The sequence below is a fragment of the Paenibacillus sp. KS1 genome, from assembly GCF_001680695.1.
Classification (GTDB): Bacteria; Bacillota; Bacilli; order Paenibacillales; family Paenibacillaceae; genus Paenibacillus_B; species Paenibacillus_B suaedae.
In genome coordinates this window covers 1-15452 of record NZ_MAIS01000044.1, presented here as the reverse complement: position 1 = coordinate 15452, position 15452 = coordinate 1, and the positions used below count along the sequence as shown (strand labels likewise).

The following is a 15452-nucleotide window of genomic DNA, read 5'->3' as shown; positions in this document are numbered from 1 at the left end:
CTAGACCCTCCGACACATTATTTGTGAAAATCTATTTTCATTACCGGTAATGGGCTTCACTTGCCTTAAATTTCAGCCGCATCACGGTCATAATGAACAGTAAAAAGCTTCGTTTCAACACGGCTCTACTCTATGAATCTATCTTTTATGGACTAGCTTCAGTGATTTCAGTGATTTTCTAACATGCCACATATATTGGAAAGTGAGGGCATCTATGATGATTACAGACATAAGAAGCATTTCAATCTCTGAAGAACTATCAGATGAAGCAGTAGAGCGTATTATGCCTATGCTCAGCAAACGGCAATTCCGCAAGAATCAAGCTATTATCTACGAGAGCGATCATAATGGCGCGATGTGTTCCTTATTCGCTCCGGATCCATTAAAATATATAGCTTGTTCGAAGACAAAGAAATCATATATGGCGTTGCCTTCCCTGGCCATGTCGTCGGCGAGATCGAAGCCATCCATTATGATGATTACCGCATTGCCTCCATCGCTGCTATGGAAACCGTGCACACCTGGTATTTGAAGAAGCAAGATTTCCAGACCATTCTGGACGAGTATCCCAGCGTGCTGCGACGCTGTTACTGGCTGCTCGTAGAGAGCATCCGGATTCTTAATCGCAAAGCCCAGTACATCTCCTTCCTTGACACTCGTCTGAAGACGGCGAACCTCATCTATGACCTGTATTGCAACCTAGGACGGAAAGCCGAAGGTGAATCCGCTTACATAATTGGCTATAAATTAACGCATCATGTCATTGCTAATATGCTCGGTGTAACCCGCGAGTCCGTCTCCAAAGTATTAAAGGACTTCCAAGATGAAGGGATTATCTCGATTGAACAGAAAACGATCAAAATTGTTGATCTCCCCACGCTTCGCAGCATATGCGATCGTGTATGCGCTCATTCGCCTGACCAGCGCAGGTGGTACACAAAAGCTGGAGACAACTCGATTATAGATGGAGCGTAGAAGAAGTTCAGTTAAACGCTGCACTGTTTTTTTGTAATCTACTTCACAGAAAAGCGATAGCTTGCATTACTGAATTGATGTGTACACGTATGATAGGGTATTGGAGTAAAGCGTTTTCATGATTCATGCGCTGAAAATGAAAAAGGAGGTACGTTCCAATGAGTGTACATATAGAAGCTAAAAAAGGTGAAATCGCACCCGTTGCCTTAATGCCTGGAGATCCGCTGCGCGCGAAGTATATTGCTGAGACATTCTTGGAAAACGCGAAATGCCATAACCAAGTCCGCGGGATGCTTGGGTTCACAGGGACATACAAAGGGAAGCCTGTTTCTGTGCAAGGTTCTGGGATGGGAGTTCCTTCATTCGCGATTTACGCAACAGAATTGATTCAAGATTATGATGTGAAGACGATCATTCGCATTGGAACATGCGGCGCGATTCAACATGATGTGAAGCTGCGCGACGTGCTTATCGCCCAAGCGGTATGTACGGATTCTTCGCTTAATACGAACCGGTTCCCGGGTTATGCATTCGCGCCGATTGGGAACTTCGATCTCATCAAGACAGCGTACGATATCGGCAAGGAGAAGAAACTAAATCTGCGTGTAGGGAACATCTTATGCTCTGATATCTTCTATACAGAGGACAATGACAAGGAAACGATGCTGAAGCTTGGCGCTTACGGCGTGTTGGCTGTTGAAATGGAGACTGCAGCATTGTACACGCTGGCGGCGAAGCATCAAATCAACGGACTTGCTATGTTCACAGTAAGCGACCATATCCTAACAGGTGAAGCGACGACATCCGAAGAGCGGCAATTGACGTTCAACGATATGATTGAAGTCGCTTTGGAGACAGCGATCCGCCAAGGGTAATGCTGCTTCACCGTAACCGTAACAAACCCGAATATGGGCGCATCAGGCATAAGCATACGCGATGCGTCATATTCGGGTGATGGCAATCAATCCCACGGCACGTCCCCCTCTCCAACCATCCTCTCCGCCTAGTTTACCATATTTAGACAAAAATTTACACAAAAATCTTTTACTGTCTCACGATAAAATAGATCAAGAACAATACCGCAATCCCATACATGGCTGCCGTGACTTCAGAGCGCCGCCCCGTGACGATTTTGACCATCGGATAAGCAATGAAACCACATGCTATCCCATTCACGATACTGAATGATAACGGCATCACGAGCATCATCAGAAATGCTGGAAAAGCCTCCGTCAAGTCATCCCACTGAATATGTCTGACCCCTTGCATCATCAAACAGCCCACAATGATAAGCACAGGTGCAATCGCAGCATTCGGGATCAATTTCAAGATCGGAACAACGAACAATGCCGGAATAAACAGCAAACCTGCGATAAATGGCGTTAATCCAGATCTCCCCCCTGCCGCAATGCCTGTTGCGGATTCAGCAACCGTAGTCGTCGGGCTGCATCCGAGCATGGATGCCGTAATGATAGATAACGCGTTGGCTTGAAATGAACGCTTGAACTTCGAATGGTCCGGCAGCATGCCTAACTGCGCCCCCATATTCGCGAAGAGAATAACCATCAATAAGGAAAACACGGCAATCCAGAAATGAAAGCTGCTCAGCAGGCTAAAATCAAAAGCAAATAGCAGCTGCTCATACCCCGCCATGGAGAACGTGAAGCTATCCATTTTCGAGAAATCGACAATCCCAAGAACTCCCCCAATCAGTGTTCCTGCAATGATTCCAATCAGGAAGCTCCCCTTCACCCCGCGCAAAAACAGCGGTACTACGAGAGCAAGCGTCAATAGAGTCGTTAACGCATACGGATCGCTGAAGCTCGCCAATTGCACGAACGTACTCTCACTGGGTACGATAACGCCGCCATTTTTCAATCCTAGAAATCCAATGAACAATCCGATGCCTGCCGTCATGGCTCGTATCATCGATTCGGGTATCGTCTGCGACAAATAGAAGGCGCTTCTCGTCATCGAAATGCCAAAGAACAGAACACCTGCGATACAACTCGCTGCCAGTGCCTGCTGCCACGTCAGGCCGAAGGAGGCCACCAACGTAAAGACAAAAAACGCGTTATCCCCCATGCCTGGCGCCAGAATGAGCGGTGATTTCGCCCAGAATGCCATCAGCATGCATCCAACTATGGAAGACAGTACGGTCGCAATTGTCGCGGCTTCATACGGCATGCCCGCAATACTTAAGATAGCCCCGTTAACCGCAATAATATAGGCAATCGTAATAAATGAAGTCAGACCCGCCAGCATTTCCGTACGTATATTGGTCTCGGTGTCCCGAATTTGGAACAGTTCCTTCGCTTGCACCCTCAATTCTCCTCTTCCTCCATCCAATTATTCCTGATTATTACTTACGGTCAAACCATGATACAATAGTGCTGATCTCACTATGAAAGGATCTGAACGTATGATAGACATTGCTCAAATCCCACTTTTCTCTGAGATTCCACCTGGTGATTTAGCTGCACGTATCGCACCAATGCTTAAAGAACGTCATTATAAAAAAAATCATGTCTTCATGTTTGAAAATGACCATAGCGATGAGATCTTCATTCTTCGAACCGGCAAAGTCAAAATATACCGGATTCAAGATGGGAAGGAAGTTGTGCTCAGCATTCAACTCGCGGGTGAAATATTCGGCGAAGCCGAAGCCATTTCTGGCGATAACCATCGGATCTGCACCATCGAAGCGCTGGAACCGCTTATTGCCTGGCAGATCAGTAAGCCTGATTTTTTGCAAATCATTAAGGAATATCCTTCTGTTCTCCACAAAGCATATGGGATTATGTTTCAACGGGTGCGCGTCTTGAATCGCATGATCCGTTATATGACATTCTGTGATGTGCGAACGAAAGTCGCAAATCAAATTATGGACTTATACTATAATTTTGGTCAAGAAGATGGAACCGCTTACAAGATTGATATGAAAATCAATCATGCCCTGCTCGGCAATATGGTGGGGATCACACGTGAATCCATCTCCAAAACCCTTAGTGACTTTCAGAGCGAAGGATTGATCGACATTCGTCAGAAATTTATATATATCGTCAATTTACAGAAGCTAGAACAGATGTGCGAGGAAACAGAGGAAGTCCCTGCACTTCGGAAGTGGTAATGACCACGTTGGCTTACAGCCTTACTATATCAAAAGAACCGGAGGCGTATCAGTTACGCCCGTAACGTTTATTTTGTGAACTGGATCATAAATGCAAAAACGCTCCACCTCGCTTATCGCTTGGTGGAGCGTGATAACAACTAGTCTCATCATTTCGGCTCCATAACGAGATATTTCAGCTATGGCTGCCTTCTGCGGCCATGGCACTCGCCTTCGTTGGATGGACGGTTCCAAACGGATGCTTAGGCGGGCCATAGATCGAGTAGAGTTTAAGCGGTCTATTCCCGATGTTGATGATATTGTGCCATGTGCCTGCCGGGATCATAATGGCATAATTACCATCGACGTGCTGCTCGAAGTCCAATTTCTCCTTACTCTCCCCCATCCTCACAAGCCCCTGCCCTTCTTCAATCCGTATGAACTGATCGGTAGTCGGATGCATTTCCAGGCCAATATCCTCTCCGACCGGAATGCTCATCAGCGTCACTTGCAAGTGCTCTCCCGTCCACAGAGCCGTACGATATGTCTTGTTTTGCTCGGCTGCCTGCTCAATATCAACGACGAACGGCTGACCTCCGTAATCCTTCAACACCATATTGCTTCTTGAAAAAGGCCACTGATGATTGTTCCAGCTATAATCATACGGATTCCAACTATAGCACCGATTCATGCTGCCCTGGGGATAATGAGAAGGATAATGCCACGGTTGGTAATTGCTCGGATACATATTCATTCTCCTCGTACTGTTTTTCATCACCACCGTATATCCTATGCAGCTGCCCATATAGAGGCGCATATTTCTTACTTAGCCTTATTACGAGAAATGGGATGTTCCAGTTCAGCATGCCCCATGAAGCTATCTAGAGCTTTTCCATCACTAAGAAGTTCGATGTTCTCGATCTCCTTAAATTGAAATAGAGTCTCCTTGAGCTCATCCAAAGCCAACAGTTCACCGCCAGCTCCTAATCTCGCCTCGCCTGGAATATGCACATCTATTGTTAAAACCCCCTCGTTGAATCTCATATCGTTTAACTCGATTTTATTCCATAGGGATAGAAGATCAGCAGGATTGTTGCTTTGCAGAGCTTTAAATACTTTCTTATATTTGTCCAGACTATCCGAATAATGAATTTGCAGCTTACTCTGCTTTAACTCCGTTACTTGAGAATCCACGAAGTAAACGACAATCTCCTCCGTTTGATTTTCAGCTTTATCTACTGCCTTATCCGTTCCATTTGCGGGCGAATAAATCCCCTCGTTCGACGTTGAAGCCGCCCCTGATTTTGTAACAGGCTTGCCTCCACAGGCTGTCGCTACTATTGCGATAACCAATATCAAAATCGTAATCGACATACGTTGCTTCATACCAGCACATCCTCACCGATTTACTTCCCCAAATATTCTTTGATTCCATCAACAATAGCTTGAGCAGCTTTATCTTGAAAAGAATCTGATAACAGTGCTGCTTCTTCTTCAGGGTTACTTAGGAATCCAATCTCTAACAGGACTGCCGGCATTGTTGTTTCTCGAATGACTTGCAAGTCGCCATTTTTCACACCACGATCCTTTAGCCCGATAGCCTCGATCAAATGCCTATGAATCACTTCAGCCAGACTTTTACTGCTGCTTCGTTGATAGTAGAACGTCTCTGTACCTGTCGTTTTGGGTGAATCCTTCACGCTGTTGCCGTGTATCGATACAAATACATCCGCCTTACCTGTATTGGCCAATTGAACACGTTCTGTACGAGTAGGATATACATCGGTTTCACGAGTCATGACAACTTTGATTTCAGGTTCCTCTAAGAGCAGTGCTTGTACTTTCAAGGACAACGCTAACGTAAAGTCCTTCTCAACTTGATTCGAATAACCCGATGTTCCCGGATCGCTTCCGCCGTGACCTGGGTCGATAACTACGAGTTTGGCACCTGAATGAGGAAGCACAGCATCGGGATTGGTAGTAATGAGATCACCATTCATATTCAGATCAACAATTAATTGGCCTTCGATCCATTCGGAAGTATACTGTACATTGCTTATTTGATTTAACTCAATGACAATTCGAATCTGAGCCGGGTCTTGATTAAATAACGAATATCTTACTTCCGTAACATTGGGTACCCCACTTAAATCTAATTTACCTACCGATTTAGAACCGAGGGATTCAGCCAAAGACCCTCCAAATGCAGTATGAGGCAGATCAACAACGATCCGATCTGGGCTCGTCAATTGCGAGATTACTGGCGTAACCTCTTGATCTAAAGAAAGAACCAGTTGATTGTTTGCAAATTGAATGTCATTCACATGATGTAACTCCGATTCAGACTCTTCACCTGTTGCAGGAGGAGAGGGATCCGGGTTGATTCGATCCAACGTGACGATTTTGTCTACGTTATTCCAGCCTACTTTTAACCCCATCTCTTCACTAACGAATCGTATAGGGACAACCACTGTGTTTTTTATATTTTGAGGGGCGAGATTCAACGTTTTTTGTTCATTATCGACTAACGCTTCTTTCTTACCAACTGCTAATGAGATCACCTTGGCGTTTTGCTGTATTTTCACATTTTGCGTTTTTTGATGCCAGTCCACTTTAAACTTTAGGTTTTCCGCAACTACACGAATGGGAATCATCACGTTATTGTTAAGATTTACGACGTCAGCATTCTCAGGAAGAACGCACTCTTCACCATCCAAAATAATTTTCGTTTGCTTAGCTGCCGCATCACTATGATTCGGTAAAGCGATCAGAAAAAATACACTAAATAGAATAAAAAGTATGGATTTCTTCATATTACACCTCTGTCTCATTCTGCTTCGGAATTGTTATTCATGATCACATCTACGACCAACCACCCATGTAAAACCACACCATGATCCTCTCGACTGCATCTATAAAATGAATAAGTAATTGATTGATATGAAATTACTATTGAGCAAATAATTTCGAGTCTCGTAAGTCGACCATTCACCTCCCGGCACCGAATATAGGTATTCGTATCTTCTATCAAAATTTCCAATTATTTGACATACAATATTCTACAAGTATAGGTGAATCCCCTTCCATGTTGTTGGCAAAAGTGTTCATTTATTTTCTGATTGGCTAATAGATAGGGTTAATCGAAGCATAATTATATGCACACCAATCAATGGTGTGACCTTTTTGATTGTTGAACCTCCAAAGTTGTTGCTACCATAGTTCAACGTAGCAAGTTTATTCGAATTCACGAAATGGTAGAGGAGTTATTCAAGATGAAAAGAATCGTAACACTAAGCACACGCAAACTGATGGACACTGCAAAACACGGCGGATGCGGCGCATGCCAGACATCTTGCCAGTCTGCTTGCAAGACTTCCTGCGGCGTAGCCAATCAACGTTGTGAGAATGAAATGAACAAATAACAAATAGGCAATGAAACTCACCGCCGTCCTTCCAAGGACGGCGAAGTTGTTTCTACGGATACCACCTGCAATTTGTAGACAAAAAGGAGCTTGATTCGCAGTATGATTCATCAATACCAACTGAACGGATACAACATCGTGATCGATACCTATAGTGGCTCAGTGCATGTTGTTGATGACCTGGCGTATGAGATCATTGCGCTTTATGAACAGGAAACACCCGAACAAATCCTGGACTTAATGAAGGAAAAACAATATCCAGAAGAAAGCATTCGAGATACAATATCAGAGGTCGAGGAACTTATAAAGAATGAGCAGCTTTTTACAGAGGATGCTTATGAGGATCTGTCTATTCACTTAAAAACACGTAAAACGTATGTGAAGGCGCTCTGTCTCAATGTCGCGCATACTTGCAATTTGTCATGCGAGTATTGCTTCGCCAGCCAAGGGAAGTACAATGGTGATCGAGCAATTATGAGCGTAGAGGTTGGACAAAGAGCTATTGATTATCTGCTCGAAAATTCGGGCCATCACCGTAACCTTGACATCGACTTCTTCGGCGGAGAGCCGCTTATGGCTTGGAAAATCGTCAAAGAGATTGTAAAGTACGCACGAAGCAAGGAGAAGGAATGGAAGAAGAAATTCCGCTTCACCTTCACAACGAACGGCATGCTGCTCAACGATGAAGTTACCGAGTTTTTAAATCAGGAAATGTACAATGTCGTCTTAAGTCTGGATGGAAGAAAAGAGGTTCATGATCGGCTGCGCACAACCGTGACCGGCAAAGGCAGCTATGATTCTATCGTACCGAAGTTCCAGGAATTCATCCAAAAGCGCGGAGACCAGGAATACTATGTGCGGGGAACGTATACGCGGAATAATGTCGACTTCACCAATGACATCTTCCATATTGCAGATCTTGGTTTTGACAAAATCTCGATGGAACCTGTCATCTGTGATCCACGGGAACCCTATGCGCTTACCGAGAAGGATCTCCCGGAGATTTATAATCAGTACGAAATTCTCGCCAAGGAAATGATTAAGCGCAGTGAACAAGGCAAAGGATTTACATTCTATCATTACATGCTTGATCTTTCGGAAGGCCCTTGCATCCAGAAGCGAATTACGGGCTGTGGATCAGGCACAGAATATCTTGCCGTTACGCCATGGGGCGAACTATTCCCTTGCCACCAGTTCGTCGGGGATGAAGCTTACAGCATGGGCAACATCTGGGATGGCGTCACGCGACCTGAGCTGCAGTGCCAATTCAAAGAGAGCAACTGCTACACAAAGCCGGAGTGCCAGAATTGCTGGGCGAAGCTCTACTGCAGCGGCGGCTGCCCTGCCAATGCCCTGCATGCGACAGGCTCCATCAACGGATCCTATGAGTTTAGTTGTGACGTTTTCCGCAAACGGATTGAATGCTCCATGATGGCCAAGGTCGCCGAGTCGATTCGAGAGTTGGAAGAGAGTGAAGTGTAGAATGTAGATAGACGTGTAAATATTAGGAGTAAAGATAGTAAGGATTGAATATCCCTACTATCTTTTTTTATCCTAACGTTTAGAGAAATATACAGATATATTCTAAGTGTATTGAATACATCATAATCCATTTATATCAACGTTTTGGGAATTGTTATATGGATAAAAATGTATGGCAAAGGATTGCAATTGACATTACTTGAACCAATTTGAACCAACAAGATAGATGTTAGTTGAACAAGAAGCATTATTTTTATGACACATCATTATCCTATTAAGACAAAAGCCAGCATTAATGCTGGCTTTTTCACTTATCTAAAAATTATTTCCTTTTACATCATTTTTTTGAGGTATGGAATCTTTCGCCATACAAAATGACTTAGCAAAAAGCTTAGAATGATTCCTAAAAATACCGTTATAAAAAATTTAGTCCAGACTGATATTGGTAGGTCATTCAATGTATATTGAAGGAAGACAACTACTGGGATATGGATGAAATAAACAACAAATACATTGTTTGCTAACATTTTTGACCAACGATTAGCGCCGTTAACTTTCTCTCTAAATAAAATTAGAAGACCGATTACAAGTGAAATACACAGTAACGTCTCAATTAATGATCGAGCCAACGAACCGAAGTTTTGTCCACCCTTTAAAAGAAAAGGATCTATCGTATTTCCTCCAAAATACAAAATGGTCACTATTAATATTCCAATAACAAGCCAGATGTATCCTGCTCTCGCACTCATAGTTAAAAACCATTTGCGATGATAAGCCATAATGCCTAAACAAAAGAAACTCACATACTGTGGTACATGTGCAAACTCAGTTTGAATAAATCCTAAAAAAGCTGTCCAATGATCAATAGGAAACCATATCCTTGTAATAAAAGTCACTAAACTAACGACCAACCACAGGGAGAGAATCTGATAAACCTTAATGTTTCTATCAGACTTTTGTGTGAATTTCTTAGATGTAAAGAAGGTCCAGACCGAAAACACAATCGCATACACAAGTAAATGCTCTAAAAACCATAAATGGCCAAATTGCATATCAGGCCATGATGGCCCAGTCCAATTCGCGGGTTCATTACCAAGTCCAAAAAATATATTAACATAGTAAGAAAAAAATGAGATGGGCTCATAATCTCTGAAATTAACGTAATATGAATACATCAGAATAGGAATCATCACGAGAAATCCCAGTAGTAATGGAATACCAATTCTAATAAGCCGTTCTTTTAAAAACCGTTTCGGCCCTTTTCTTGAGATTGATTGGGGGAGAAAATAGGCTGATAAAAAGAAAAACAAACTCATAAAAAATGCTGCATTTACAGAGAAAAATCTGCCCAACCAATTGATAGATTCATCATCCAAAAAAAACCACCAACCACCTGGTCCATAAGCTTGTCCAGCATGGTGAGCTACTACAAGCATAATTAAAGCTATTTTTAAATTATCGATGAAATATAAACGATCACTCTCTTTTTTCACCTATAAAACTCCTTTCCCACTAGAAGTTACACTGAGATAATATCGATGTTTTTTTACCACTTTAGGAAAATACCTACTTTCATTCTTCATTTTGATGTATTTTGTTTTGGGTATCTTTTTCTCGTAAATACTTGGGTCAACTTTTAAATCTAGTATCTCTGCAAAATTTTCAAATGTTTTTATAGCGTGATGATCTATCGTCATTTTTCGATTACCATTAATCTGTTTTACTAAATTCTCCTTATTTAAAGTTTCTCCTCCCATATCCAAATCGGCTGCTGAAGAACGATGGATGTAAGATTACGGTTGATTTTTTTGGAATTCACCGTCATCTCGTTGCTAAGAACGATCACTGTTAATTCCTCGTCAATTAGCCGTGTAACAAAATGACGGAAACCACTTGGGTATCCCCCTGGATGCCCAACTGCTTTTCTCCCCATGACATCTTGCGTATACCATCCATATCCATATTGAGATGGAAACTTTTTAGCATGGGTCATACCCATCAGTTCTGATGATTCTTTGCTTAGCAATGAATTACTACGCAGGGCTCTGTCAAACCGTTCTAAATCTTCAACTGTAGAAATGATATCCCCGGCTGCAAACGCTGCAGAATTATGCATTACGGGTCCGACTTCCCCCTTTACATGTCCTTCCGCTTTTGGTGTATCAGCCGAAACCGTAAACATAGAATTCAACATGTTGCTTGGCTTAAAAATATGCTCTTCTATGTAATTTGCATATGACTGTCCGCTAACTTTTTCAACAATAAGTCCTAACATCACATAACCAGTATTACTATAACTAAAGCTTTTACCTGGGGTAAACTCTAATTCAGAACTGCTAACGGTTTTTACAATATCATTTGGATTCCATTCTTTGCTGTAGTCAAATTTGAAATTCGGCTTTAAATAATCCGGAATTCCCGAGCTATGACTTAGTAGATGACTTATTGTAATAGACTCTCCATTCGGAAAGTCTGGAAAGTATTGCGAAATTGGATTATCTACGTTTAGAAGTCCCTTTTCTACTAGCTGCATGACTGCTACTGCAGTGAATGTTTTAGATAATGAAGCAATCTGATAGAGCGTGCTTGGGTTATTCGGTAAATCAGTAGCTGCCAATCCATAACCTTTTGTAAATAAAACTTCCCCCTCCTTTGCAACTAGGACGGTTCCCTGAAATTTTTCATTTATCAAATATTGATCGATTTTATCAGGAACGCTTCCAGATAAATTACTATGGTTGTTACGTCCAAATACTAGCAAAGCTCCTATAGACACGATTACAATTACAAGAATAGTAATAGAGAAAATCTTTAAGAATTTTTTCATATGTATACCTCTCAGTCTATTCTTTAAACGAAACCAAAATTCTGACCTTTTACCCCAATTAACAGTTTTTTATCATATAAAAGCTTCCCTATTTCATGTAGGCGTTCTCCAGGAACTGTCCACAGCCAATTACCTTGCCCTATTTCCTCCAAAGCACCATGTTCGGGATTTTTCACCCAGTCTTTAAATGAAAAGGTAGCATCCTCATACTCTAAAAATTCACGATTTATGATGTTGATTGGATAGATATGCCTTAGTTTAGGTGAAGAATTGTAAAGGACATCCCTATTTCTTGGATTTAAGGCAAGCCACCAACTATGATTATTCTCCATATATAAATCTAAACTTTCACCTTTGCCCCAAATTGTGTCATATGAAAAATATCCAAAGTTGATTATTTTATCATCTAAGTAAGCACTTAATAGATCTACAAGAGTTTGTGTATGGTTCATTTCTAAGCTTGTATTGAAGAAAATCTGTAACTCTCTACTGGGTTTATCAAACCTTACCCCATATTCCCAAGAGCTTGGAACCTTCATGCTTTTGCCCTTGAATATCGTAAATGAAAATAAACTTTCCAAACTTCCTTCATTCATCTCATTACATTCACTCTGAAACTTGTTAAGGCTCTTCCTTCTAACTTCTGATAGTTCACATCGTAGCTAACACTTTTAAGCGGAAAACCAATGTTAGAGAAAAGCTCAACAGATTTTTTTATCCATTCTGAGACACTGCCGCAATAGCCATAAATATTACAGTAAATTCTTCCGTTTTCTGTATCCATTATTAAACCTCTTTTCAAGATTGTTTTATGAAGAAATAATATCAACCTTGTTCCATGACAGAACATATGTGTTTATACTTTTTTTCAAAGTTCTTTCTAAAATATTCATTCCCGTCCTTATTTAATTTTTTTTCTTCAAAAGCCCAAGATAATAAATATTCTTGAAAACTATTATCTAAATCCAAATCTAATGGAATAATTTTGTCTACAGATATTTCACTATCATTCGATGTAGTAATAAGTTTTCGCGCCCTTATCACAATAGGCAATTCTATCCACTCTTTGTAAGAGCCTACTATTTTTATTACTTCTATATCGTTCAAAACATTAAAAATAATCTTGTCAGAAACAAGATCATTTATAAAAAATTTTTTCATAAACGAAACACGTTTATTACTGTCATTTATCTCAGAAAATAAATGCAAAAAATCAGAACTTTGTTTTATTAAAAAAACACTAGTAAAGTTTATAAAATACTCTGCACAACTTTGTAACATCGTTGTTGGAGAGGTATCATGCTCAACTTCCATTACTAGAGAGAGAATCTTTGAAAACTCTTTTTTATTTGACCAAAGATTTTTCATTCTTTCTTCATCTCTATAGTAGTAAATTATTATACTCAAAATATCCGTTTTTCCCCTCATTTGCATCTCCCTATTGGCTCTCATCCACCTGCTCTATACTGACGTCTGCCTACCATAGCTCCTCCAACTTTTCTGAAAAAATTGACTAATGGAATCTTTCGAGATTTTCAAGTAAATCAAAATCTACTAGATTGGTACCATTATATCCAGTCTCTCTCAAGACCTGTCGTAGTTGCTGCAATAGCTTGAGCCATTCTTTTATAAATAAATCAGTTTTCATCGTAATGCTCTCATAACCATCACGACTATCCCAATTAATGTTAATATCACATTTTTCAATTTTACATATCCATGTTTCGAAAAATGCTTGACTTGGGAAAGTTACGACAAACCGCTCTTCTCTTTCTTTGATTGCCTCTAACATCCTAACAACATCACTTATGCCATCGGCTATTTGTGTTCCATAATTGATTCTTAATGAGGTATCATGCCATTTCATTGTAAAGTGTTGGTTATTAACATGCCTATTATCTAGTGCTTCCGATATCGTTGTATCTTCTGGATCACGTATTCCAATCTTAAAATTTGGGTTAATTATGATTTCAAATTCCACTTTACTCACCCCAAGGACATTTAACTTTTGCATGACTATCTTTTCTAACAAAAAAACATATGTAAAGAATGAGCTTATGACGTCTTCTTCTTTATATATGTTCGGGAGCTTGTATATTTGAAAAGTTATTCTTCTAAGTGCATTGTGTAAAAAATACACCTGCATTATTCTGATCAACATTTTTATTTATAAACAAATATCCGGTCGAGTCACTGACGCAAAATATATCATGAAACCCTTCAGGGAAATCGCCGCCATAAATTTGTAGGCAAAATTGATAATCAGCCAGACCCACGTCTTCTATTTGTAACAGAGAGGGTGTATGCCCAATCAACGAACCACAGTAAATCTCTCCATCATCCAACTCTTCTCCATCTACTTCTTCTTCTAAATCTAAATTCAATTCATCCCCTAAAATGAACTCTTGTGCTGGTATCAAGAACTCTGATTCATTTCGAATATTACCTACTTCGTGTAATAAAACTCTCGTGTATCCTTTTCTAATGTTTTGTAACTCTTCGTTATCACCATGAAAAGTTATTACATCTAGAAAGTAATCATCCTTGCTATACGTTGTAAACACGGATAGTACCTGTTCTTTTGGCAAGTTTACATCTAATGTTTTATTAAGAAAATCCGTTGGCAAGCTTAATACGAGTGTTAATTTATCTCCATCTGGGTTTAATGGCCAATCCATATTTTCAGGCAGGAAGCTATATCCACCAAGCCGTGGTACATTGGATTCATTTTCAACATCTTTAAAGGTAATTTCAACTGACATCTTTACAACACATCCTTGTCGTTTCTTTAAGAATCTTTAAATCTCTCCTGTTAATCCCCCTGCTATTCACATTCCTATATAATTACGTCCTGTTCATCCTCCCACCATACTTCGACATAAATCGAGTTAAATCCTACCAGTAAAATGAACTGTGTTTAAAACGTCAAAAGCCTGCCCAAAGGCAAGCTTTTTTATTTGAGACATGTCCCATATCGTATTATTGATGACCCTCGTGACAGTTGAGTAGCATCCAAGCCACCTCTGAATTCAAAACATTAAAGCTCTACTTCACCTGCTTGATCTTGCCCTAGATGAACAAGTGGAACAGGAGAATAAATAAACGTATCCCCGCCATCTTCAAGCTTATACATGATACAAAACAAAGCTGAACCTCGCTGATCGCCACTCGGTATAGAGAAAATCATAGCTGAACAACGCAGCTCAGCAGAATGAACGCTTGCACATAGATCTTTATAAGTAATAGCAGCGAGGGTGTCGATATCACCAAGATGCTGTTGACAATCCCCCATAACTTGCATGTAATACGCTATATTCTGATTATACTTATTCGCAAAGCTCTGCTTATACTCTTCAATGCTAAGAAAGCAACACTCCCAATCCAAAGGCGGGATGCTTAGCACATAGCGATAGAACTTCAATTTCCTGATTCCTCCTCTTTTCGAAATCGAGCTAATTTAACTTTACATCTAATTGAAAACAAAATTGGTAACGTATCTTTTTATCTCCTCAAGCTCGCCTTGTAGCAATATCTCTTTCTTATTTCGAATTACCAATACATTTATACTTAATATTGAAATGTGAATATATTCATTCTTGTAATTTTCAAGAGAGCGTAAAATATCTTGTGTAAATAG

At 40.5% G+C, this 15452-nt stretch carries 18 protein-coding genes; 5 read left to right on the top strand and 13 right to left on the bottom strand.

Annotated features, from left to right (window positions below):
• The first annotated feature begins 357 nt into the window (after positions 1–357).
• Both BBG47_RS15735 and deoD read left to right on the top strand, forming a co-directional pair.
• On the top strand, positions 358–975 hold the full coding sequence (locus tag BBG47_RS15735) for a Crp/Fnr family transcriptional regulator (protein WP_083189342.1): 618 nt from the start codon (positions 358–360) through the stop codon (positions 973–975).
• A gap of 158 nt (positions 976–1133) precedes the next feature.
• Positions 1134–1850, top strand: coding sequence for a purine-nucleoside phosphorylase (gene deoD, locus BBG47_RS15730; protein WP_065292472.1), 717 nt, complete (start codon positions 1134–1136; stop codon positions 1848–1850).
• Positions 1851–2019: 169 nt separating this feature from the next.
• On the opposite strand, the gene BBG47_RS15725 is transcribed toward deoD, so the two are convergent.
• Entirely contained in the window at positions 2020–3297 is a 1278-nt protein-coding gene (locus BBG47_RS15725; protein ID WP_368072451.1) for a solute carrier family 23 protein, read from the bottom strand.
• Between the two features lie 100 nt (positions 3298–3397).
• Here BBG47_RS15725 and BBG47_RS15720 point away from each other — a divergent pair, with 100 nt between their 5' ends.
• The gene (locus BBG47_RS15720; protein WP_065292470.1) at positions 3398–4105 is read left to right on the top strand and encodes a Crp/Fnr family transcriptional regulator; all 708 of its coding nucleotides are present in this window, start codon (positions 3398–3400) and stop codon (positions 4103–4105) included.
• A gap of 175 nt (positions 4106–4280) precedes the next feature.
• Here the strand turns inward: BBG47_RS15720 and BBG47_RS15715 are convergent, their stop codons facing one another.
• The 3 genes from BBG47_RS15715 to BBG47_RS15705 all read right to left on the bottom strand — a co-directional run bounded on the left by BBG47_RS15715 (position 4281) and on the right by BBG47_RS15705 (position 6897).
• Complete coding sequence (locus tag BBG47_RS15715) at positions 4281–4832, bottom strand: cupin domain-containing protein (RefSeq protein WP_065292469.1); 552 nt, start codon at positions 4830–4832, stop codon at positions 4281–4283.
• 74 nt (positions 4833–4906) lie between these two features.
• Entirely contained in the window at positions 4907–5470 is a 564-nt protein-coding gene (locus BBG47_RS15710; RefSeq protein ID WP_065292468.1) for a GerMN domain-containing protein, read from the bottom strand.
• Positions 5471–5490: 20 nt separating this feature from the next.
• Positions 5491–6897, bottom strand: a complete 1407-nt coding sequence (locus BBG47_RS15705; protein ID WP_065292467.1) for an N-acetylmuramoyl-L-alanine amidase family protein — start codon at positions 6895–6897, stop codon at positions 5491–5493.
• Positions 6898–7356: 459 nt separating this feature from the next.
• On the opposite strand from BBG47_RS15705, the gene scfA reads away from it, so the two are divergent.
• Positions 7357–7506, top strand: a complete 150-nt coding sequence (gene scfA, locus BBG47_RS28990) for a six-cysteine ranthipeptide SCIFF (RefSeq protein WP_021258244.1) — start codon at positions 7357–7359, stop codon at positions 7504–7506.
• 102 nt (positions 7507–7608) lie between these two features.
• Entirely contained in the window at positions 7609–8988 is a 1380-nt protein-coding gene (gene scfB, locus BBG47_RS15700; RefSeq protein ID WP_065292466.1) for a thioether cross-link-forming SCIFF peptide maturase, read from the top strand.
• Positions 8989–9320: 332 nt separating this feature from the next.
• On the opposite strand, the gene BBG47_RS15695 is transcribed toward scfB, so the two are convergent.
• The 9 genes from BBG47_RS15695 to BBG47_RS15655 form a co-directional block, all read right to left on the bottom strand.
• Positions 9321–10481, bottom strand: a complete 1161-nt coding sequence (locus tag BBG47_RS15695; protein ID WP_065292465.1) for an acyltransferase family protein — start codon at positions 10479–10481, stop codon at positions 9321–9323.
• On the bottom strand, positions 10482–10745 hold the full coding sequence (locus BBG47_RS15690) for a hypothetical protein (RefSeq protein ID WP_065292464.1): 264 nt from the start codon (positions 10743–10745) through the stop codon (positions 10482–10484). It abuts the gene before it with no gap.
• Positions 10727–11815 carry a serine hydrolase domain-containing protein gene (locus tag BBG47_RS15685; RefSeq protein WP_065292463.1) on the bottom strand — a complete coding sequence of 363 codons (1089 nt, stop codon included), beginning with the start codon at positions 11813–11815 and terminating at the stop codon, positions 10727–10729. Before BBG47_RS15685 ends, BBG47_RS15690 begins: the two co-directional genes overlap by 19 nt.
• Before the next feature lie 23 nt (positions 11816–11838).
• Positions 11839–12411 carry a hypothetical protein gene (locus BBG47_RS15680; protein WP_065292462.1) on the bottom strand — a complete coding sequence of 191 codons (573 nt, stop codon included), beginning with the start codon at positions 12409–12411 and terminating at the stop codon, positions 11839–11841.
• Complete coding sequence (locus BBG47_RS15675; protein ID WP_065292461.1) at positions 12408–12599, bottom strand: hypothetical protein; 192 nt, start codon at positions 12597–12599, stop codon at positions 12408–12410. Before BBG47_RS15675 ends, BBG47_RS15680 begins: the two co-directional genes overlap by 4 nt.
• A 41-nt stretch (positions 12600–12640) precedes the next feature.
• Positions 12641–13243 carry a hypothetical protein gene (locus tag BBG47_RS15670; RefSeq protein WP_139070708.1) on the bottom strand — a complete coding sequence of 201 codons (603 nt, stop codon included), beginning with the start codon at positions 13241–13243 and terminating at the stop codon, positions 12641–12643.
• 85 nt (positions 13244–13328) lie between these two features.
• Positions 13329–13829, bottom strand: coding sequence for a hypothetical protein (locus BBG47_RS15665; protein WP_175400548.1), 501 nt, complete (start codon positions 13827–13829; stop codon positions 13329–13331).
• Between the two features lie 100 nt (positions 13830–13929).
• A complete protein-coding gene (locus tag BBG47_RS15660) occupies positions 13930–14577 on the bottom strand; it encodes a DUF1963 domain-containing protein (protein WP_065292458.1) in 648 nt (215 codons plus the stop codon).
• Between the two features lie 275 nt (positions 14578–14852).
• Entirely contained in the window at positions 14853–15236 is a 384-nt protein-coding gene (locus tag BBG47_RS15655) for a hypothetical protein (protein ID WP_065292457.1), read from the bottom strand.
• Between the last annotated feature and the right edge of the window lie 216 nt (positions 15237–15452).

Bases quoted from the DNA above. Each gene is read 5' to 3' on its own strand.
- deoD (WP_065292472.1), top strand. From the start codon at position 1,134: ATGAGTGTACATATAGAAGCTAAAAAAGGTGAAATCGCACCCGTTGCC.
- BBG47_RS15720 (WP_065292470.1), top strand. From the start codon at position 3,398: ATGATAGACATTGCTCAAATCCCACTTTTCTCTGAGATTCCACCTGGT.
- BBG47_RS15715 (WP_065292469.1), bottom strand. From the start codon at position 4,832: ATGTATCCGAGCAATTACCAACCGTGGCATTATCCTTCTCATTATCCC.
- BBG47_RS15710 (WP_065292468.1), bottom strand. From the start codon at position 5,470: ATGAAGCAACGTATGTCGATTACGATTTTGATATTGGTTATCGCAATA.
- BBG47_RS15705 (WP_065292467.1), bottom strand. From the start codon at position 6,897: ATGAAGAAATCCATACTTTTTATTCTATTTAGTGTATTTTTTCTGATC.
- scfA (WP_021258244.1), top strand. From the start codon at position 7,357: ATGAAAAGAATCGTAACACTAAGCACACGCAAACTGATGGACACTGCA.
- scfB (WP_065292466.1), top strand. From the start codon at position 7,609: ATGATTCATCAATACCAACTGAACGGATACAACATCGTGATCGATACC.
- BBG47_RS15690 (WP_065292464.1), bottom strand. From the start codon at position 10,745: ATGGGAGGAGAAACTTTAAATAAGGAGAATTTAGTAAAACAGATTAAT.
- BBG47_RS15685 (WP_065292463.1), bottom strand. From the start codon at position 11,815: ATGAAAAAATTCTTAAAGATTTTCTCTATTACTATTCTTGTAATTGTA.
- BBG47_RS15680 (WP_065292462.1), bottom strand. From the start codon at position 12,411: ATGAATGAAGGAAGTTTGGAAAGTTTATTTTCATTTACGATATTCAAG.
- BBG47_RS15675 (WP_065292461.1), bottom strand. From the start codon at position 12,599: ATGGATACAGAAAACGGAAGAATTTACTGTAATATTTATGGCTATTGC.
- BBG47_RS15670 (WP_139070708.1), bottom strand. From the start codon at position 13,243: ATGAGGGGAAAAACGGATATTTTGAGTATAATAATTTACTACTATAGA.
- BBG47_RS15665 (WP_175400548.1), bottom strand. From the start codon at position 13,829: ATGCAAAAGTTAAATGTCCTTGGGGTGAGTAAAGTGGAATTTGAAATC.
- BBG47_RS15660 (WP_065292458.1), bottom strand. From the start codon at position 14,577: ATGTCAGTTGAAATTACCTTTAAAGATGTTGAAAATGAATCCAATGTA.